At 70.6% G+C, this 19,825-nt stretch carries 13 protein-coding genes and 1 pseudogene; 6 read left to right on the top strand and 8 right to left on the bottom strand.

The window, feature by feature from the left end; all coding sequences use genetic code 11:
* Window positions 1–214 precede the first annotated feature (214 nt).
* Window positions 215–730, bottom strand: a complete 516-nt coding sequence (locus AB3X10_RS06105) for a GNAT family N-acetyltransferase (protein WP_369979949.1) — start codon at window positions 728–730, stop codon at window positions 215–217.
* Between the two features lie 3 nt (window positions 731–733).
* On the bottom strand, window positions 734–2,491 hold the full coding sequence (gene aspS, locus AB3X10_RS06100) for an aspartate--tRNA ligase (RefSeq protein WP_369979948.1): 1,758 nt from the start codon (window positions 2,489–2,491) through the stop codon (window positions 734–736).
* 158 nt (window positions 2,492–2,649) lie between these two features.
* On the opposite strand from aspS, the gene AB3X10_RS06095 reads away from it, so the two are divergent.
* Window positions 2,650–3,612 (top strand): DUF3011 domain-containing protein, encoded by a 963-nt coding sequence (locus tag AB3X10_RS06095; RefSeq protein ID WP_369979947.1) that lies wholly within the window; start codon window positions 2,650–2,652, stop codon window positions 3,610–3,612.
* A 70-nt stretch (window positions 3,613–3,682) separates the two neighbouring features.
* On the opposite strand, the gene AB3X10_RS06090 is transcribed toward AB3X10_RS06095, so the two are convergent.
* A complete protein-coding gene (locus AB3X10_RS06090) occupies window positions 3,683–4,024 on the bottom strand; it encodes an FmdB family zinc ribbon protein (RefSeq protein WP_369979946.1) in 342 nt (113 codons plus the stop codon).
* A 706-nt stretch (window positions 4,025–4,730) separates the two neighbouring features.
* On the opposite strand from AB3X10_RS06090, the gene AB3X10_RS06085 reads away from it, so the two are divergent.
* Both AB3X10_RS06085 and AB3X10_RS06080 read left to right on the top strand, forming a co-directional pair.
* Entirely contained in the window at window positions 4,731–7,121 is a 2,391-nt protein-coding gene (locus tag AB3X10_RS06085; RefSeq protein WP_369979945.1) for a TonB-dependent receptor domain-containing protein, read from the top strand.
* Window positions 7,122–7,205: 84 nt separating this feature from the next.
* Window positions 7,206–9,365, top strand: a complete 2,160-nt coding sequence (locus AB3X10_RS06080; RefSeq protein WP_369979944.1) for a phosphocholine-specific phospholipase C — start codon at window positions 7,206–7,208, stop codon at window positions 9,363–9,365.
* Window positions 9,366–9,416: 51 nt separating this feature from the next.
* On the opposite strand, the gene AB3X10_RS06075 is transcribed toward AB3X10_RS06080, so the two are convergent.
* Both AB3X10_RS06075 and bla read right to left on the bottom strand, forming a co-directional pair.
* Entirely contained in the window at window positions 9,417–10,376 is a 960-nt protein-coding gene (locus tag AB3X10_RS06075) for an alpha/beta hydrolase (protein ID WP_369979942.1), read from the bottom strand.
* A gap of 226 nt (window positions 10,377–10,602) precedes the next feature.
* A pseudogene (bla, locus tag AB3X10_RS06070) lies at window positions 10,603–11,379 on the bottom strand (class A beta-lactamase); the annotation flags it as partial.
* A 212-nt stretch (window positions 11,380–11,591) separates the two neighbouring features.
* Between bla and ampR the strand changes: the two are divergent.
* Window positions 11,592–12,470 (top strand): LysR family transcriptional regulator AmpR, encoded by an 879-nt coding sequence (gene ampR, locus AB3X10_RS06065; RefSeq protein ID WP_369979940.1) that lies wholly within the window; start codon window positions 11,592–11,594, stop codon window positions 12,468–12,470.
* A gap of 90 nt (window positions 12,471–12,560) precedes the next feature.
* Here the strand turns inward: ampR and AB3X10_RS06060 are convergent, their stop codons facing one another.
* Entirely contained in the window at window positions 12,561–13,811 is a 1,251-nt protein-coding gene (locus tag AB3X10_RS06060) for an alpha/beta hydrolase (RefSeq protein ID WP_369979939.1), read from the bottom strand.
* A gap of 271 nt (window positions 13,812–14,082) precedes the next feature.
* Here AB3X10_RS06060 and AB3X10_RS06055 point away from each other — a divergent pair, with 271 nt between their 5' ends.
* On the top strand, window positions 14,083–14,415 hold the full coding sequence (locus AB3X10_RS06055; protein ID WP_369979937.1) for a hypothetical protein: 333 nt from the start codon (window positions 14,083–14,085) through the stop codon (window positions 14,413–14,415).
* A 149-nt stretch (window positions 14,416–14,564) separates the two neighbouring features.
* On the opposite strand, the gene AB3X10_RS06050 is transcribed toward AB3X10_RS06055, so the two are convergent.
* Entirely contained in the window at window positions 14,565–15,074 is a 510-nt protein-coding gene (locus AB3X10_RS06050) for a YcxB family protein (RefSeq protein WP_369979935.1), read from the bottom strand.
* Between the two features lie 124 nt (window positions 15,075–15,198).
* Window positions 15,199–17,055 (bottom strand): ABC-F family ATP-binding cassette domain-containing protein, encoded by a 1,857-nt coding sequence (locus AB3X10_RS06045; protein ID WP_369979933.1) that lies wholly within the window; start codon window positions 17,053–17,055, stop codon window positions 15,199–15,201.
* A 279-nt stretch (window positions 17,056–17,334) separates the two neighbouring features.
* On the opposite strand from AB3X10_RS06045, the gene AB3X10_RS06040 reads away from it, so the two are divergent.
* Window positions 17,335–19,725: a TonB-dependent receptor plug domain-containing protein gene (locus AB3X10_RS06040; RefSeq protein WP_369979931.1), complete on the top strand. Its 2,391-nt coding sequence runs from the start codon at window positions 17,335–17,337 to the stop codon at window positions 19,723–19,725.
* The last annotated feature ends 100 nt before the right edge of the window (window positions 19,726–19,825 follow it).

Here is a 19,825-nt window from a genome sequence, read left to right as displayed (position 1 = left end):
CACCGTTGCCGAGACGGATACCTGCGTGTCTGCGTGAGAGAGAGTACAGCTGCATCTCCGAACAAATCGCTGCGTTCTTGCGTATGCATCCGATGGGGACAAAGCGAGTGAGGGATTAGGGAGCATCGCACTGCCTGCATGATCGGCCTGCAATCGGCGAGCAGGCCACGCAAATACTCTACAGCCCCGCCGATGCATCCCTTAACGGGCTATATCACGGCGCGCGGCGCAGGATGAACTCCAGGTCGCGGGTCTGCCCGACCGGGAACTCGTAGGTGCCGACCTGCTCGAAGCCGTAGCGCGCGTAGAAGCGCTGCGCGCCGAAGTTCTCCGACCACACGCCGATCCACAGCGTGCGCGGGCCTTCGCGCTCCAGCCAGGCCAGCGCGGTCTCGAACAGGCGGCTGCCCCAGCCGCTGTTCTGGTGCGAACGCAGCAGGTACAGCCGCTTCAGTTCGCCGTCGCCGGGGCGCACGTCCGCGTGCGGCAGGCCGCAGGGGCCGGCCGCGGCGTGGCCCACCGCCACGCCGTCGTCCTCCAGCAGCCAGACCGCGTAGTCCGGGTGCTGCAGGATGGTGCGCTGGCGCTCGGCGGTGTAGGTCTCGGCGAGGAAGCCATGCAGGTCCTGCGGCGAGTACAGGTGGCCGAAGGTCTCGGTGAAGGTGGCCGCGGCCAGCGCCGCCAGCGTGGCGGCGTCGTCCGGCGTGGCCTGGCGGATCGCCAATGCCATCGCTCAGCCCTGCACCGGCTTGGCGCGCACCTGCACGTGCACTTCGGCCAGCTGCGCGTCGGCGATCGGCGACGGCGCGTCGGTCATCAGGTCCTGCGCGCCGGTGGTCTTGGGGAACGGGATCACGTCGCGGATCGATTCGGTGCCGGCCATCAGCGCGGCGATGCGGTCGATGCCGAAGGCGATGCCGCCGTGCGGCGGCGCGCCGTAGTTCAGCGCGTCGAGCAGGAAGCCGAACTTGGCGCGCGCTTCCTCGGCGCCGATGCCGAGCAGTTCGAACACCGCGCTCTGCATCTCCGGGCGGTGGATACGGATCGAGCCGCCGCCGATCTCGTTGCCGTTGAGCACCATGTCGTAGCCGCGCGACACCGCGGTCCTGGCATGCGTGCGCAGCTCGCCGATGTCGTCCACCGCCGGCGCGGTGAAGGGGTGATGCAGGGCGACATAGCGCTGCGCTTCCTCGTCCCATTCGAACATCGGGAAGTCGGTGACCCACAGCGGCGCCCAGCCCTCGGCGACCAGGCCGAAGTCCTTGCCGGCCTTCAGCCGCAGCGCGCCCATGAAGTCGGAGACCTTGTTGTAGCCGCCGGCGCCGAAGAACACGATGTCGCCGTTGCCGGCGCCGATGTGCTTGACCAGCGCGGCGAAGGCGTCTTCGCCGAAGAACTTGGCGATCGGCGAACTGACCTCGCCGTTGTCGGCGATCTTAATGTAGGCCAGGCCCTTGGCGCCGTACTTGGCCGCGTGCGCGGCGTAGTCGTCGATCTGCTTGCGCGACAGGCTGGCGCCGCCGGGGATGCGCAGCGCGGCGACGCGGCCGTCGGCATCGGCGGAGGCATCGGCGAACACCTTGAATTCGCTGCCCTTGACCAGGTCGGCCACGTCGACCAGCTCCAGGCCGATGCGCAGGTCCGGCTTGTCCGAACCGAAGCGGCGCATTGCCTCGGCCCAGGTCATGCGCGGGAACTCGGCGGCCAGCTCCACGTCCACCACTTCCTTGAAGATGTGGCGGATCATCTGCTCGACCGCGTCCTGCACGTCGCGCTCGCGCACGAAGGCGAACTCCATGTCCAGCTGGGTGAACTCGAGCTGGCGGTCGGCGCGCAGCGCCTCGTCGCGGAAGCAGCGCGCGATCTGGTAGTAGCGGTCGAAGCCGGCCACCATCAGGATCTGCTTGAACAGCTGCGGCGACTGCGGCAGCGCGTAGAACTCGCCCGGATGCATGCGCGCCGGCACCAGGAAGTCGCGCGCGCCTTCCGGGGTGGCCTTGGTCAGGATCGGGGTCTCGATGTCCTGGAAGCCGCGCTCGTCCAGGTAGCGGCGCAGCGCCTGCACCAGCTTGATGCGGGTGCGCTGCATGCGCTGCATCTCCGGGCGGCGCAGGTCCAGGTAACGGTACTTCAGGCGGGTTTCCTCGCCCGGGTTCTCGTGCGCGTGGAACGGCAGCGGCGCGGCCTTGTTGAGCACGCTGATGCGGGTGGCGATCACCTCGACCTTGCCGCTGCGCAGCTTGTCGTTGACCGCGTGCCGCGCGCGCACCACGCCTTCGACCTGCAGCACGTCCTCGTAGCCCAGCGAGGCGGCGACCGCGAACACCTCCGCGCTCTCCGGCTCCACCGTCACCTGCACGATGCCCTCGTGGTCGCGCAGGTCGATGAAGCAGACGCCGCCGAGATTGCGGGCGACATCGGTCCAGCCGGCCAGGGTGACGGTTTGGCCGATCAGGGTCTCGTCGACCAGGCCGCAGAAGTGGGTACGCATCGCAAACTCCAAGGAGGGACCGCCGGCGCAGAACGCGCCGGCAAGCCGGATATTCTGCGGCGCGGCGCCGGCTCGGGCAAATCGCGCCCCGGCTCACCCGGCCTTAAGTGAGCGTGAGGCTATAGTCCGCCCACATTCACGGGCATCGGAGGGGACCCATGTTGAAGCGATTGAGCGGTTGGTTATTGGTGGCCGGGCTGGCCGTGGCCAGCGGGCCGGCGGCCGCGCAAAGCGCGCGCGCCTATGCGCCGGAGGACCTGCGGCAGCTGTCGGTGCCGAGCCGGGTGCGGGTGATCGAGCGCGAGTACGCCGACCAGACGCGCGGCCGGCAGATCCCCGACGACCAGCTGGAGTTCTACCTGGACCAGATCGACCGCGGCTGGGGCTTCGGCCGCATCCAGCAGGACATCTCCACCTCGCTGCGCGGCAGCAACGGCCAGTGGCGGCCGCAGCCGGGGTTCAACGCGCAGACCATCGCCTGCTCCAGCAACGACCGCAAGCGCCGCCAGTGCGCGACCCCGTTCCGCGGCCGCGCGCGGCTGGTCGGCGCGCTGTCGGATTCGCCGTGCATCGAGGGCCAGACCTGGGGTTCCGGCCCCGGCGTGGTGTGGGTGGACCGCGGCTGCCGCGGCCGCTTCGCCGAAGGCCGCGGCGGCTGGGGCGATGGCGGCGGCCCTGGTCCCGGCCCCGGCCCCGGTCCCGGCGGCAGCATCCGCTGCGAGAGCCAGGACCAGCGCCAGCGCGTCTGCAACACCGGCTGGCGCAATGCGGTGCTGGTGCGGCAGCTGTCCGATACCCGCTGCATCGAGGGCCGCACCTGGGGCCAGCGCGACGGCGCGGTGTGGGTGGACGATGGCTGCCGCGGCGAATTCGCCGAGGGCCGGGGCGGCGGCGGTGGCGGCTGGGGTCCGGGCCGTCCGCCGTCCGGCGGCGACTACTCGGTGACCTGCAGCAGCGACGACAAGCGCCTGCGCAGTTGCGCCTGGGACCGTGGCCAGGGCCGCCCGGCGGTGATCCAGCAGCTGTCCGGCACCGCCTGCATCGAAGGCCGCAACTGGGGCTACGAGGGCAATGCGGTGTGGGTCAAGGAAGGCTGCCGGGCACGCTTCGGCGCCCGCTGACCCTTCCTGGCCAGAAACGCGAACGGCCCGGAGGCGACTCCGGGCCGTTCGCGTTTTCGGGTAATGGGTTTCAGGTCGCCGCGGGCTTGGCCGCCGGCGCCGGCGTGGCCGCGGTGGCCGCGGCCGCAGGCTTGGCCGCGCTGTCGGTGGAGGCCGCCGCGGCGGCCGGCTTGGTCTCGCCGGTACTGGCGCTGCTGCCGGACTCGGCCAGGTTGCGCTTCTTGTCGCCGTCCTTCTTGAAGTCGGTCTCGTACCAGCCGCTGCCGGACAAGCGGAACGACGGCGCGGTCAGCTGCCGCTTGACCGCGGGCGCGCCGCAGGACGGGCAGGTTTCCGGATCGGGATCGGACAGCTTCTGCAGGCGGTCGAAGCTGTGACCGCACTCGGCACATTGGAAGGCATAGATCGGCATGGCGGCAAAAACGCGAGAAGAACGAGGCAGCCAGTATGGGGCCCGGGCGCAGGCTTTCAAGCGATGCGGTCGGCTTGGCCGCCAGGCCGGCGCCTGCCGAGGCCATGGCGACGACGATGGTAGCGCTGGCTGGCAGGGGGATTGGGCTGCGCACCTACCCTCATCCGGCACTACGGGCCACCTTCCCCCCAAAAAGGGGCCATGGTCCCGATGGGGAGAAGGAACAACCGCAGCGCGCATAGCCCCTCTCCCACCGGGAGAGGGGTTGGGGTGAGGGTAAGGCGCGAAGCGTCTCGTGATTCGGGTGCACGAGGCTGCACCCTTACCCTCATCCGCCCCTTCGGGGCACCTTCCCCCCCCCAAAAGGGGCCATGGTCCCGACGGGAGAAGGAACAGCCGCGGTGCGCATAGCCCCCTCTCCCCTCGGGCGAGGGGTTGGGGTGAGAGTACGGCGCGCAGCGTCTCGCTGATTCGGGTGCACGAGGCTGCGCACGTACCCTCATCTGCCCTTTCGGGGCACCTTCCCCCCAAAGGGGGCCATGGTCCCGACGGGAGAAGGAACATCCACAGCACGTATCGCGCCGGCAAGCCGACACACCGCGCCATCTTGCGGATGCATGCGCACAGAGCCGCAAGCCGGCAGTCACACCCACGCAACCATGTGTCGACACCATCACGGTCCCCCACATGCAAGCGTTCACCTTTGATGAATTTTTCGAAAAGTTTCCGTGCCCCGCGGCGCACCACGCTGGCCTTGGTGCTGTCGGCCATGGTCGCCCACGCCCAGGCCGCCGGCGCTGCCGGCGCTGACGCGGCGCCGGTCGATACCGGCGAGCAGGTCTCCACCCTGGACCAGGTCCAGGTCGTCGGCCAGGCCACCACCTACGCCAAGACCAGCGTCAGCAAGGAGATGCTGGACCGCCAGTTCGCGATGGGCAGCGTCAACGACGTGCTCAACGAGCTGCCCGGGGTGATCGTGACCGAGGCCGATGCGTTCGGCTCCTCCGACTGGGGCACGCAGATCAGCATGCGCGGCTTCGTCAGCAACCGCGACACGCAGCAGATCGGCACCACCATCGACGGCCTGCCCAACGGCGGCTCGGCCTACGGCGGCGGCTCCAAGGCCAACCGCTTCATCGACCCGCTGGACCTGGAAACGGTGGAAGTCAGCCAGGGCACCGCCGACATCGCCTCGCGCTCCAACGAAGCGCTGGGCGGCACGCTCAACTACCTGACCGGCGAACCGCTCGACGCGCAGCGCGTGCGCGTGGCCGCGGGCATCGGCGACAACGATGCGCGCAAGTACTACGCGCGCTACGACACCGGCCTGATCGGCAGCAGCAAGGCCTGGCTCAGCGCCTCGCACAGCAGCAACGACGACTGGATCGACGGCAGCGGCCACACCACCCGCGACCACCTGGCCGGCAAGTTCGACAGCGACCTGGGCGCGTGGAAGCTCAGCGGCTACCTGTCCTACGACGACGCCGACGAATCGGAATACAGCAGCGTCACCCCCGAGCAGTTCGCGCGCGATCCCGAGCACGACCTGCTGACCGGCACCCTGACCGGCATCCCCTACCTGGACCAGAACTACCGCTCCGGCTCGCGCGCGCTGCGCAAGAACACCTTCGGCTACCTGCGCGGCGCGTTCGACGGCGGCAACGGCTTCAAGGCCACGCTCGCCGGCTACGCGCACCGCATGGAAGGGCGCGGCGACTGGATCCCGCCATACCTGGTGGACGTGACCGACGACGGCAGCGGCAAGCCGGAATCCGAATACACCGGCGGGCGCACCGTGTACGGCGGCAGCGACCTGGGCAAGATCTACTTCGTCACCCCCAGCGGCGCGGCGGCGACGATGCTCGCGGGCTGCAGCGGCAGCGCCACGGTGCCGGCCGAGTCCGATCCGGCCTGCTACCCGGCCGGCTCGCAGGCGGTGCAGTCCTACCGCCACAGCCACTACGACAACGACCGCGCCGGCGTCACCGCCGACGCCGAATGGCGCGCCGACCTGGGCCCGATCGACAACACCGTGCGCGCCGGCGTGTGGCTGGAGAAGTACCAGCGCAGCGTCACCCGCGACTGGCACCGGCTGCTCAACGTCGGCACCAACATCGCCTTCGACCATACCCCGTACTGGGTGCAGTTCAAGGACCGCTACGACACCGACGAGCGCATGTACTACGTGGAAGACGTGATGCGCTACGGCGACTTCGCCTGGCGCGTGGGCGTCAAGCAGTTCTTCGTCGACCAGACCCGCGACCGCCGCATCGGCGACAGCGAACACGTCGAATCGGATTCGCATTCCGATCCGCTGTTCTCCGCCGGCCTGACCTGGACCACCCCGGTGAAGGGCCTGGAAGCCTTCGCCGGCTACTCGCAGAACTTCGCCGCGATTCCTTCCGGCGTGCTCGGCGAGACCGATCCGGTGGCGCTGAGCCGGGTCAAGCCGGAGACCGCCGACAACATCGAGCTGGGCCTGCGCATGAGCCGCTGGCCGCTGACCGGCAGCGTCACCGTGTACGACATCCGCTTCGACAACCGCATCGTCTACGTGCCGGCCAATTTCGTCGACGGCATCGACTACCTGGGCGAGACCGACGGCGTCTACGAGAACTTCGGCGGCGTGCATGCGCGCGGCGTGGAAGCGGCGCTGGGCTATGGCTGGGACAACGGCTGGCGGGTCAACGGCGCCTACACCTTCAACAAGGCGACCTACCTGGGCAGCGGCGACGCCGCGCGCGACACGGCGCTGGAGATCACCCCCGGCTCGCAGGTGATCGGGCAGCCGCGCAACACCCTGGTGGCCTCGGCCGACTGGCAGGGCCAGGCGTGGGCGTTCGGCATCTCCGGGCGCTACCTGGGCAAGCGCTACCTGGATGCGTCCAACAGCAACAGCCTGGACGGCGTCACCACCTTCGGCGCGCACATCGGCCTGAGCCTGTCGCAGCTGTCGGCGCAGCTGCAGGGCGTGAAGCTGGACCTCAACGTCAGCAACCTCACCGACAAGCGCTACCTGGAAGGCGTGGACGGCAGCGACAGCGCGTTCATCGCCGCGCCGCGCACGGTCGGGCTGACCCTGACCCTGGATCTGTAACCGCGCAGCAAGCATGCTGCGTCCTCGCCGGCGGCCTGGCGCCGCCGGCGAGCCCTCTCCTCATGTCCTGCCGGTACCCGCGCCATGACCGACCTTCCCCGCCGCCGCCTGCTCCAGGCCGGCGTCGCCGGCGCCGCCGCCGCGCTGCTGCCGCCCAGCATCGCCCGCGCCGCCGCGATCGCCCCGGACGTGCGCAGCGGCACCCTGCAGGACCTGCAGCACGTAGTGATCCTGATGCAGGAGAACCGCGCCTTCGACCACTACTTCGGCAGCTTCGCCGGCGCGCGCGGCTTCGGCGACCGCTTCCCGATCCCGGCACCGCCACTGCCCGGCAGCGCCCCGCGCACGGTCTGGCTGCAACCCAGCGAAGACGGCAGCCGGCTGCTGACCCCGTTCCCGCTGCATACCGCGCGCGACTTCCGCGGCATGCGCGTGCAGGGCACCCCGCACACCTGGCCGAACGCGCAGCAGGCCTGGGACCACGGCCGCATGGGCCGCTGGGCCGCGGCCAAGCACGACCACGCGCTGGCCCACTACCAACGCGAGGACCTGCCGTTCCAGTTCGCGCTGGCCGAGGCCTTCACCCTTTGCGACGCCTACCACTGCGCGATCCAGGCCGGCACCAACCCGAACCGCGTGTTCCTGTGGACCGGGCACAACGATGCGCAGGCGCGCGCCGGCGGACCGGTGATCGCCAACTCGCACGACAACTTCCCGGAGCTGGGCGGGCATGCGGACGACTACCGCTGGCCCAGCTACGTGGAGGCGCTGCAGCAGGCCGGCGTGTCCTGGCAGATCTACCAGGACATGGCCGACAACTTCACCGACAACCCGCTGGCCGGCTTCGCCCCGTTCCGCGCCGCCTGGCGCGGCGCGCCCGGCCACGACCCGCAACTGCGCGAACGCGGGGTCGGCACGCGCACGCTGGCGCAGCTGCGCGAGGACGTGCTCGGCGCGCGGCTGCCGGCGGTGAGCTTCGTCATCGCCGACGCGGCCGGCAGCGAGCATCCCGATCCGTCCAGCCCCGCGCAGGGCGCGGCCTACACCGCGCGCGTGCTGGATGCGCTGACCGCCGATCCGAAGGTGTGGTCGCGCACCGCGCTGCTGCTGATGTTCGACGAGAACGACGGCTTCTTCGACCACGCGCCGCCGCCGGCGCCGCCCTCGCCCGACCCCGCCGCGGCGGGCGGCTGGGCCGGCGCCTCGACGGTGGACACCGAGGGCGAATACCACCTGCACCCGGCGCCAGGCGACGAGAAGGCCGACCTGCCCGAGTTGCGCGGCCGGCCCTACGGGCTGGGTCCGCGGGTGCCGATGTACGTGATCTCGCCGTGGAGCCGCGGCGGCTGGATCGACTCGCAGGTCTACGACCACACCTCGGTGCTGCGCCTGCTGGAACGCCGCTTCGGTGTCGCCGCCAGCGGGCTGACGCCGTGGCGCCGCGCGGTCTGCGGCGACCTGCTGGATGCCTTCGATTTCCGCCAGGCCGATACGCGTCCGTTCTTCGCCTCCCTGCCCGACGTCGGCGCCACCGCGGCGCGCGCGGCCGCGCTGCACGAGCATGCGTTGCCGCCGCTGCCGGCCACCGTGCAGGCGCCGCAGCAGCCGTTCGGCGTGCGCCGCTCGCGGGCATTGCCGTACCGCCCGACGGTGCAGCTGCAGCACGTGGACGCGCGCGGCGAAGTGCTGCTGCGCATGGCCAATCCCGGCGCGGCCGCGGTACTGCACGTCTACGACCGCTACGACCTGGCGGCGATCCCGCGGCGCTACACGGTCGGCGCCGGCGCGACGCTGGACGCCACCTGGACCACCTACGACGGCAGTTACGACCTGTGGCTGCTCGGCCCCAACGGCTTCCACCGCCACTACCGCGGCGACCTCGACGCGCCGCCGCTGCACGCCGAGATCGCCCAGGACGCGCACGATCCGCAGGCGCTGTGCCTGCTGCTGCGCAATCCCGGCAGCAGCGCGTTGCGCGTGGAACTGCAGCCCGGCGCGTATGCGCGGGCGCAACCGCACGACAGCGTGCTGCTGGCGCCCGGCGCCGAACAACGGCGCAGTTGGAGCGCGTCGCCGACTGGCGGCTGGTACGACCTGTGGCTGGTCCAGGACGGCGCGCGCCAGCGCCTGGCCGGACGCGTGGAAACCGGCAGGCACGGGGTCAGCGATCCGGCCATGGGCGGGCCGGCGCGGCTGTACCAGGACGATCCGATCGTGATGGGCGCGCTCGGCCCGCTCGGCTGAGCGTTGCCGCGTTCGCCTGGCGCGATGGCTGCGCGACGGCCACCGCGATCCTCAGCGCGCGTCGGCCGCGCCCAGCATGCCGATGCTCCCCAGCCAGGTTTCCACCAGGTGCGGCCACTGCGCGACCGGCAGCTTGCCCGCGCGCAGGCCGAAGGCATGGCCGCCCTGCGCGTACAGGTGCATTTCCGTCGGCACGCCGGCCTCTTTCAGCGCGACGTAGTAGGCCAGCGACTGCGACACGCCATCCACCTCGTCGTTCTCGGCCTGCAGCAGGAAGGTCGGCGGCGTATCGGCGCCGACGGTGATGTCAGGGCGCAGGTCCAGGCGGGTCGGATCGCGCGTGGCGTGGTCCTCGTCCTCGTGCGCCCACAGGTGGCCCGGATAGACGGCGATGGCGAAGTCGGGACGGCAACTTTCCGCGTCCGCCGCGTCCACCACCGGATACGTGCGCTTGGCGAAATGCGTGCTGGTCGCGGCCACCAGATGCCCGCCGGCGGAAAAACCCATCACTCCGACCTTGTGCGGATCGATCCCCCACTGCGCCGCATGCTGGCGCAACAGCCCCAGCGTGCGCTGCGCATCCTGCAGCGCGGTCTGTACCTTCGGGTAGTAGCGGCCGCCGTTGGTCCAGGTCGGCCCCGAGTTCGGCACGCGGTATTTCAGCAGCACGCAGGTGATGCCGCGCGCGGTCAGCCAGTCGCAGATCTCGGTTCCCTCCAGATCCATCGCCAGGATCTGGTAGCCGCCGCCGGGAAACACCACCACCGCCGCACCGGTGTTGCGGCCGGCGGGCGCATACACCGTCATCGTCGGCCGGCTGACGTCGTTGGCCCTGCCCGGGCCGGGACCGACCGATTCCGGCTTCGGATGCGGCAACGCATCGGGTACCGCGCCGGGCCAGATCGGCACCTGCACGTGACCGGGCGCTGGTTGCCAGATCTCCGCCTGCGCCGGTGCATGGGCGAGCAGAAGCGCGATCGCGGCAAACGAACAACGGAGAAGCCTGTGCATGGTCGAACTCCTGGATGGCGAGACGGGAAACGAAGGGGATGCGCGAAACCACGCCGCGTCTGGTCTTCAGGGACGAGGCCGGCGGCAATTCACGGGCACGGCGCGCCGCGGCTGCGCGCGCCGCGGGCGAAGAACAGCGCGGAACCGGATCGATGCGCGCACAGGCGGCGACACGAGCGCATGGCACGCCGCGGCCCCTGCGGCCTCAACGCGCACGGCACGACACTCAGCCGGCGAGCGTCTCGTGGACCGCGACCGCCACCGCCTTCAGCGCCGCGTCGCGTGCGGCGCTGTCGACCTTGGCGCCGTTGAGATAGGCGGTCAGCAGCAACGGCGTGCGCCCGCCCGGCGGCCACACGATGGCGATGTCGTTGCGGGTGTCGGTGCCGTTGCTGCCGGTCTTGTCGCCGATCTTCCAGCCGCGCGGCAGGCCGGCACGCAGGCAATCGTCGCCGGTGCGGTTGTCGATCATCCATTCGGTCAGGCGTTGCCGCGAGGCCGGCCGCAAGGCGTCGCCGAGCAGCAGCGCGCGCAGGGTCGCGGCCATCGCCGCCGGCGTGGTGGTGTCGCGTGGATCGCCCGCGGCGAACTGGTTCATCTCCGGTTCGTGGCGGTCGCTGCGGGTCACCGGATCGCCGAGCGAGCGCAGGAACCGGGTCAGTCCCGGCGGGTCGCCGACCAGCGGGAACAGCAGGTTGGCCGCCGGGTTGTCGCTGTAGAGCATCGTCGCCCGGCACAGCTCGGCCACGCTGAGCGCGCCGCCGACATGGCGCTCGGTGACCGGCGCATGCGCCACCATGTCCGCGGCGCGGATGTCGACCCGCTGTTCCAGGCTCAGCTCGCCGCGATCGACCCGCTGCAGCACCGCGGCCGCCAATACAAATTTGAAGGTACTGCACATCGGGAAGCGCTCGTCCTGGCGCTGCCCGCCGAGCACCCTGCCGCCGCCGTCGAGCAGCGTCACCCCCAGCCGCCCGGCCGCGCGCCGCTCGATCCCGGCGAGCCGCTGCGCCAGCGATTGCGCTCTGCTCTGCGGCACTTTTGCCTCCACCGCCGGCACCGCCAGCGCGGCCGCCGCCAGCCCCATGCCCTGCAGGAATCGTCGTCTCGCCAGCATCGTCCACCTCCGTCGGAAGCCACGATCATGCGCAGCTTGACCACGGCCCACCAGCGAGGTTATTCAATCGCAATCATGAAAATAATTGATGCCTTGCGATGATCCGCCCGCAGTTGCCGCTGAACGCCCTGCGCGCCTTCGAGGCCGCCGCACGGCACCAGAACCTGACCCGCGCCGCCGACGAACTGTGCGTGACCCAGGCCGCGCTGAGCCACCAGATCAAGCGGCTGGAGGCGCGCCTGGGCGTGGTGCTGTTCCAGCGCCTGCCGCGCGGGGTGGCGCTGACCGACGAAGGCCAGCGCCTGCACCCGGTGCTGACCGAGGCCTTCGACCGCATCGCCGCCACCCTGCAACGCTTCGCCGGCGGCCGCTACCGCGAGACGCTGAGCGTCGGCGTGGTCGGCACCTTCGCGGTGGGCTGGCTGCTGCCGCGCCTGGACGCCTTCCACGCCGCGCACCCGGACATCGAGTTGCGCGTGCACACCCACAACAACCGGGTCGACCTGGCCGGCGAGGGCCTGGACCTGGCGATCCGCTTCGGCGACGGCGACTGGCAAGGCCAGTGCGCCACGCCGATCCTGGATGCGCCGTTCGCGCCGGTGTGCGCGCCGGCGCTGGCGCGCGCGCTGCGCACCCCGGCCGACCTCGGCGGCGTGCCGCTGCTGCGCTCCTATCGGCTGGACGAATGGCCGCGCTGGCTGCAGGCGGCCGCGGCGCCGGAGGTGGTCGCCAGCGGGCCGATCTGCGACTCGTCGCTGACCCTGGCCAGCGCCGCGGCGGCCGGCGCGGGCGTGGCCCTGCTGCCGCTGCCCATGTTCGCCCAGGACCTGGACGCCGGGCGCCTGCTGGCGCCGTTCCCGGTCCGCATCGACGCCGGGCGCTACTGGCTCACCCGCCTGCGCTCGCGCGCGGAAAGCGATGCCGGGCGGCGCCTGCGCGAATGGCTGCTGGCCGAGCGGCAGCGCGCGGCAAGCTGAGCGCAGCGCGCGCCGCGGCTCGGCCTTGCGCCAGCGTGCGATCACGCCACGGCGCGCACGAGCACGGTCGATGGCGCGCGCGCCGCCGGCTCACCGGCAGGCGTCGCCCTTGGCGAATTCCATGCCGACCAGGCCGCGGATGAAATAGGCGAACTTGGGATCCCAGATCGCGTTGTGCTCCTGGATCAGCGCCTTGTCCACGCGCACGTTCAACAACGGCACCCAGGGTTGCGGTTGCGGGGCTTGCGCCGTGCCGGGCGCCAATTCGATCCCGCCCAGCGCGAACGCGCCGGTGCCGGCCCTGAAGCCGCCCCAGGTGCGTGCCGCCGCGGAGAACGCCGCCGGGGTCAACGCGGTCTGCACGGTCGCTCCGGGCAGCACGCGCAGCCGATAGCGCGAAAATGGCGCATACAAGCCGTACGGCGTGGTGATCAGTTCGGCCTCGTCCGCGCTCGCCGCCGCCAGCCGCTGCGGATAGAACAAGCGCATGCCGCGCGGAAATTCCCTGGACAGCGCGGTATCGGCTTCGGAGGTGAAGCTGGCCATCGCCAGCGGCTCGCACGCCGCGAACGCGGTCTGCGCGACGGCCTGGTGCAGCGCGACGAACTGTTCGGCCTCGATCGCCGGATTGAGCAGGATCACCAGATCGCCATACGCCTTCTGCCGACGCGCCTGCGGATCGCCGACGGCGGCGACGATGCGGTCCTTGACCGCGGTGAACAACACGCCGCCGCCGAAGCTGTGCCCGATCAGCACCAGGCGGCTCTCCGGCGCGGCCCGGCGCAGCTCGGCCAGGCGCGCCAGCACGCCGCGTACCCCCTCCACGCCGGTGGTCAGCCCCAACTCCTTCTTGTCCCGGTACGAGAGCAGTTCGAGCAGGCTGTTGTCCGAGGCCTTGGCCTGCCACCCCAGGTAGACGCCGACCACCGCACGCCGCTTGCCCACCGCCAGCACCTGCTCCTGCGCCTGCAGCTGGCGCAGGAAGGCCTTGAAGGCGATGACGTTGCCGTCGCCCTGCGCCGCGTTGTGGTTCCAGCCGTGGATGAACACGACCAGCAGCAGGCGTTGCGGCGGCAGCGCAGCGCTCGCGGCGATCTTGCCCATGACATCGTCGATCGATGCCGGATCGTAGGGCGCGCCGTTCTGGTCGAACTCGACGAAGGCCAGTGCCGGCGCCGGCACCGTGCCATCGCCGTCCAGCACGATGAACTCCGCCGCCTTGCACCCGCTGGACAGGGACGAGGCCTCGCGGCAGATCGCCCGCTGCGTCCGCTGCTGGCCATAGCTGGCGCAGCCGGCCAGCAGGGCCAAAAGCATCACGGTTGCCATGACTCGGTTCATGCCGCTCTCCTTGAGGTCGTCTCCAGAGCGGCCGCCGCCCGCGCGCCCGCATGCGGCGCCGACGCCTGTCGCCACCACATTCCATGTCCAACGCAGAGCGGGGCCGGTTCCGGCCATCGCACGCGCAGCCAGCCGCGGCCGCCGCACCTGGCCAGGCAGGGCACCGGCAAGGCCATCGCGAGGCCCCATAAGCCAAGCCATGTGAAAAATTTGTGCACTGCCGCTTGGCTGCCTCCAGAAGTGGAACTATGATCAGCGTCGCAGTCGTAACGTGCGCCTGGGGAAGGCGATCCTGTTTCGGGGGGAACACGCAATGAACCGTACCGTCATGGCCGCTCGTCCGGCCCTGGTTTCGCGCGACGTCGTCCTGGCCGCAGTGCTGGCCTGCCTGTGCGTGCTGCATCTGGCCTATTTCCTGCGCAGCGGCGCGAGCGAATGGCATTGGGCGCTCAGCGCGGCCGGACTGGCGTTGATGGGGCTCAAGGCCGGTTTGCGGCCGACGCCGACGGCGCGCCCGTCGCTGCGCAGCCTGCGCTCGCGCACGCCGCTGGACTGGGCCGCCATCGCCGGCGGTCTGCTGGTCGTGGCCAGCGCCGCCGCCTGAGCGAGCCACAGCACCCCGGCGCCGGGCCGGCAAGCGCCAGGGCGCTGCCGCGGCCATCCGCCCTGCCACTGCCGCAGGCATGGACCAGGCGTCGGCCACGCTCCTTCAGCGGTGCGCACGGATGCCGCAGGCACCTGGCCGGCGGTTCGCTACACGGCGCGGGCGGAATCGCTTCCCACGCGCGATGCCAGTCGCCGGAACGCCTCGCGTTGGGCCGCATCGGCGAACCAGGAGGTGGGCACCAGGTCGAACAGCATGTCGTTGTGATACAGCAGCAGTACCTGCGGGCTCTCTCGATAACGGACGAAGTCGGTCCAGGGACGGCGCGCCTGCCCGCCCGACCAGGTGACCTCCAGGCCGTTCTCGTCCCAGGCATAGGTGATGGCATGCCGCAGCGCCGCCTGTTGCGCATGCAGCCGCCGCAGCTTGCGCGGCAGTATCCACCCGTGCTGCAGGGCCAGGCCGATCAGGCCGCCGCCGCCGGCGCCGATCAGAACGAAGCCGATCAGCGGGACGCCGTCGCTGCTGCCGAACACCGCAAGCGGCATCCCGACAAGCACCAGCACCGCCATCAGCGTCAGCGCGCGCCGCAGCGGGCGTCGCTGGTGCAGGCGCTGCGCGGCGAGATAGTCGTCCGGGCTGATGATGCCGCTGATCATGGTAGGCCGGTCCTGTTGGCTGCTGTCGTCGGCAAAAGCTTATTGGCGTGCGCATGAACAGGCGTCCGCACGCGGCACCGGAAAAGACTGCGGCGGCGCGCGCGCGCGATGCGAGCGCAACGCGCTAGGCGCCCTCGATCAACTCCATCCACGCCTGCTCGGCCTGCGCCAGCTGCTGCGCGGTGGCTTCGCGATCGCGGCCCAGCACCGCCATCTTCTCCACGTCGGCGTAGTGCCTGGGGTCGGCGAGCTGGCGGTCGAGCTCGGCCAGCCCCGCCTCCAGCTCGCCCACGCGCTTCTCGGCGGCGGCCAGCTTGTGCGGGTTCGGCGGCTTCTTCGCCGGCAGCGGCTTGACCGGCGGCGGCGGGGTCGGCGCGACCTCGGCCATCTTCTGCTTGGTGCCTTGCGCGGCCGGACGGCTGCGCAGCCATGCCGCGTACTCGTCCAGGTCGCCGGCGAACGGCTCGACCACGCCGTCGGCCACGCGCCAGAACGTGTCGCAGACCAGGCCGATCAGGTGGCGGTCGTGCGAGACCATCACGATCGCGCCCTCGAAGTCGCTCAACGCCTCGGCCAGCGCCTCGCGCATCTCCAGGTCCAGGTGGTTGGTCGGCTCGTCGAGCAGCAGCACGTTGGGCTGCTGCCAGGCGATCAGCGCCAGCGCCAGGCGCGCGCGCTCGCCGCCGGAGAAGCCGTCCACCACCTCGAACGCGCGGTCGCCGGGGAAATTCCACTTGCCGAGGAAGTCGCGGAACGCCTGGATCGAGGCGTCCGGCGAGATCTCGCGGAAATGGTCGATCGGCGACTGCCCTTCGTGCAGCGACTCCACCGTGTGCTGGGCGAAGTAGCCGATGCGCAGGTCCGGATGCGCGCTGCGCTCGCCGCTCAGCAGCGGGATCTCGCCGACCAGGCTCTTGACCAGGGTCGACTTGCCGGCGCCGTTGGGGCCGAGCAGGCCGATGCGGTCGCCCGCCTCCAGGCCGAAACCGGCCTGGCGCAGGATCACCTCGCTGCCGTAGCCGCAGTCGGCGTGGTTGAGCCGGATCAGCGAATGCGGCAAGCGGTTGGGCTGCGCGAACTCGATGCGGAACTCGCGCTCGGCGCGCACCGCCTCGGTGCCGGCCATCTTCGCCAGCCGCTTCATCCGGCTCTGCGCCTGGCTGGCCTTGCTGGCCTGGGCCTTGAAGCGGTCGATGAAGCTCTGCAGGTGGGCGCGCTCGGCCTGTTCCTTCTCGTGCGCGATCTGCTGCTGGCGCAACTGCTCGGTGCGCTGGCGCTCGAAATCGGTGTAGCCGCCGACGTACAGCTTGGCGCCGCCGCCGTGCAGGTGCAGGGTGTGGGTGGCGACGTTGTCGAGGAATTCGCGGTCGTGGCTGATCAGCAGCAGCGTGCCCGGGTACTTCAGCAGCCACTGCTCCAGCCACAGCACCGCGTCCATGTCCAGGTGGTTGGTCGGCTCGTCGAGCAGCAGCAGGTCCGAGGGCATCATCAGCGCCCGCGCCAGGTTCAGCCGCACCCGCCAGCCGCCGGAAAAGTCCTTGACCGGGCGCGAATGCGTCGCCGCCGGGAAGCCCAGGCCATGCAGCAGCTTGCCGGCGCGCGCGGTGCCGTCGTAGCCGCCGACCTCTTCCAGGCGCACGTGCGCGGCGGCGACCGCCTCCCAGTCCTCGGCGGCCAGCGCGTCGGCCTCGGCCTGCAGCGCCGCGGCCACCTCGGTGTCGCCGCCGAGCACGAAGTCCAGCGCCGGATCGGGCAGCGACGGGGTTTCCTGGGCGACGCTGGCGGTGCGCAGCTTGCCCGGCAGCTCCACGTCGCCCTTGTCGGCCTCCAGCTCGCCGCGGATCGCCGCGAACAGGCTCGACTTGCCGGTGCCGTTGCGCCCGACCACGCCGACGCGGTAGCCGGCATGCAGAGTCAGATCCACGTTGGACAACAGCAGCCGCTCGCCGCGGCGCATGGCGAAGTTTCTAAGGGAAATCACGGACAGGGGGGCACTCGACGATCGAGGCGGCAGTGTATCCGCTTCGTCCCGGATGGCCCACCCCGGATCCCGGCCAGAACCACGCGCGTGCGCCCAGCGCGCGGGCCGCGAGCCGAGGCTGCCCGTCGCCCCGCTCCTGGACCCACTCCCGTTTTTGTATACGCGCCTTGGTTAAAAAAACATTTCAATCGGGAGGATTCATCGCCGCACCGCAGCACGCCGCACTGCCTCCGGGCACTCAGACCCACGCCATCCCCCAGCCACTGGAGTCTCCGTACGATGAAGCCCCGCCCCCTCCCCCTGGCCAGCGCCCTCCTGCTCGCCCTCGCCTCCGGCACCAGCGTCGCCCAGCAGGACCAGGCCCCCAAGACCCTGGACAACATCATCGTCACCGGCACCCGCATCGCCGACCGCACGGTGGCCGAGTCGCAATCGCCGATCGACATCATCGGCCCCGAATCGCTGCAGGCGACCGGCGCCAGCGACCTGGGCAGTGCGCTGGGCAAGCTGCTGCCGTCGCTGAACTTCCCGCGCCCGGCGATCAACGACGGCAACGACGCGCTGCGCCCGGCGACCCTGCGCGGCCTGTCCCCGGACGCGGTGCTGGTGCTGGTGGACGGCAAGCGCTACCACACCACCTCGCTGGTCAACTACAACCCGTCGGTCGGCCGCGGCTCGGCGCCGGCCGATCTCAATTCGATCCCGATGTCGGCGATCGCGCGCATCGAGGTGCTGCGCGACGGCGCCTCGGCGCAGTACGGCTCCGATGCGATCGCCGGGGTGATCAACATCGTGCTCAAGCACGGCGCCAAACCCGGCAGCAACAGCGTCTCGGTCAACGGCGGCATCATGGACAAGGGCGATGGCGCGCAGAACGGCGTGGACGGCTCGTACGGGCTGGCCTTCGGCGGCGCGAACGACGGCGAAGCACCCGGCTGGGTGCGGCTGTCCTGGAACTACCAGAACGCGATGAACACCAACCGCGCCGAGAACGCCGACAAGGCCACCACGCTGGCCGGCGCGGACAACCCCAGCGGCATTCCGTACCAGCGCTACGGCGATCCCGCGGTCAAGACCTACCAAGGCCTGCTCGGCTTCAGCTACGCGCTGACCCCGCGCGTCGAGCTGTACGGCTACGCCAACTTCAGCCGCCGCGAGGTGGTGTCCAACGGCTACTACCGCGCCTGGGACAACAGCGACCGCAACGTGCAGGCGATCTATCCCAACGGCTTCCTGCCGCAGATCTACAACCCCTCCAACGACCGCGCCGCGGTGCTCGGCCTCAAGGGCAGCACCGACAGCGACTGGACCTGGGACGTCTCCGCCGACTACGGCGAGAACGACGTGACCTTCAACCTGCGCAACACCATCAACACCAATCTGTACTGGACCACCGGCGCCTCGCCCACCCGCTTCAATGCCGGCGGCTTCCGCAACAGGCAGGGCGTGCTCAATGCCGATGCCAGCAAAGCCTTCGACTGGGGCCTGGCCTATCCGGTCAACCTCGCCTTCGGCGCCGAATACCGGCAGGACAAGTACGCGGTCAACGCCGGCTCGCCGGACTCGTACTTCTTCGACCCGGCCACGATCAACCCGGACACCGGCAGCGCCTATCCGGGCGGCTCGCAGGTGTTCCCGGGCCTGTCGCCGGCGGTGGCCGGCAACTTCGAGCGGCACAGCAAGGCGGTCTATGCCGACCTGGAGGCCGACCTGACCGAAAGACTCTCCGGCGGCCTGGCCGCGCGCTACGAGGACTACAGCGACGCCGGCTCCACCCGCTCCGGCAAGCTGTCGGCGCGCTACCAGCTCAGCGACGCCTTCGCCCTGCGCGGCACCGTCTCCAACGGCTTCCGCGCGCCCTCGCTGGCGCAGCAGAACTACGCCTCGGTGGTGACCCTGCTGCAGAACGGGCAGCTGACCCAGATCGGCACCTACCGCACCTCCGACCCGGTGGCCATCGCGCTCGGCGCCAAGCCGCTGACCCCGGAAAAATCCAGCAACTACAGCGTCGGCGCGGTGTGGCAGGCCGGCACCGGCTTCAGCTCGACCCTGGACCTGTACCAGATCCGCATCTGGGACCAGATCCTGTATTCGGACCAGCTCTCGCTGGCCGAGCCGATCGGGCAGGTCACCGCGGTGCAGTTCTTCGTCAACGGCGCGACCACCCGCACCCGCGGCGTCGACTGGGTGAACAACTATCCGGTCGATCTGGAGCAGGCCGGCACGCTCAACCTGAGCCTCAGCGCCAACTACAACAAGACCGAGATCCTGGAGGTCTCCGATCCCAACTTCCGGCGCGCCAGCCAGGGCCTGCTGACCGACGCCACCCCGCGCACCAAGTACGTGCTCAGCGCCGAATGGAACCGCGCCGGCTGGAGCGTGCGCGGCGACGCCACCCGCTACGGCGCGGTCACCCGCCGCGGCGACAACGCCGACGGCAGCCAGGACCAGAGCTTCGCCGCACGCTGGCTGTTGAACCTGTCCACCAGCTACACCTGGCGCGACCTCACCTTCAGCGTGGGCGCGGACAACCTCACCAACCAGTACCCGACCCGGTCGGCGCCGAACAACATCTACGAGGATCGCCCCAGCGGCCTGCAGTACTCGTCGCTGTCCCCGTTCGGCTTCAACGGACGCTACTGGTTCGGCCGGGTGAACTACCGCTTCTAGGGCAGCCTCCAGGCCAGCCGCACTGCCGCATCCGGCACAGGTCGCTACGTCGCAGGGCGTGGGCGGCCTGAGCCGATGCGGCCGACGACCACTCGACTTA

This window comes from Xanthomonas sp. DAR 80977 (assembly GCF_041240605.1).
GTDB classification, from domain to species: Bacteria; Pseudomonadota; Gammaproteobacteria; order Xanthomonadales; family Xanthomonadaceae; genus Xanthomonas_A; species Xanthomonas_A bundabergensis.
The sequence above is the reverse complement of the archived record's forward strand: the minus strand, read 5'-3'. Positions and strand labels throughout refer to the sequence as shown.

What these genes read in the sequence shown, in the direction of transcription:
- AB3X10_RS06075 (WP_369979942.1), bottom strand. Translation starts at nt 10,376, where the DNA reads ATGCACAGGCTTCTCCGTTGTTCGTTTGCCGCGATCGCGCTTCTGCTC.
- AB3X10_RS06080 (WP_369979944.1), top strand. Translation starts at nt 7,206, where the DNA reads ATGACCGACCTTCCCCGCCGCCGCCTGCTCCAGGCCGGCGTCGCCGGC.
- AB3X10_RS06090 (WP_369979946.1), bottom strand. Translation starts at nt 4,024, where the DNA reads ATGCCGATCTATGCCTTCCAATGTGCCGAGTGCGGTCACAGCTTCGAC.
- aspS (WP_369979948.1), bottom strand. Translation starts at nt 2,491, where the DNA reads ATGCGTACCCACTTCTGCGGCCTGGTCGACGAGACCCTGATCGGCCAA.
- AB3X10_RS06105 (WP_369979949.1), bottom strand. Translation starts at nt 730, where the DNA reads ATGGCATTGGCGATCCGCCAGGCCACGCCGGACGACGCCGCCACGCTG.
- AB3X10_RS06050 (WP_369979935.1), bottom strand. Translation starts at nt 15,074, where the DNA reads ATGATCAGCGGCATCATCAGCCCGGACGACTATCTCGCCGCGCAGCGC.
- AB3X10_RS06040 (WP_369979931.1), top strand. Translation starts at nt 17,335, where the DNA reads ATGAAGCCCCGCCCCCTCCCCCTGGCCAGCGCCCTCCTGCTCGCCCTC.
- AB3X10_RS06085 (WP_369979945.1), top strand. Translation starts at nt 4,731, where the DNA reads ATGAATTTTTCGAAAAGTTTCCGTGCCCCGCGGCGCACCACGCTGGCC.
- AB3X10_RS06060 (WP_369979939.1), bottom strand. Translation starts at nt 13,811, where the DNA reads ATGAACCGAGTCATGGCAACCGTGATGCTTTTGGCCCTGCTGGCCGGC.
- AB3X10_RS06095 (WP_369979947.1), top strand. Translation starts at nt 2,650, where the DNA reads ATGTTGAAGCGATTGAGCGGTTGGTTATTGGTGGCCGGGCTGGCCGTG.
- ampR (WP_369979940.1), top strand. Translation starts at nt 11,592, where the DNA reads ATGATCCGCCCGCAGTTGCCGCTGAACGCCCTGCGCGCCTTCGAGGCC.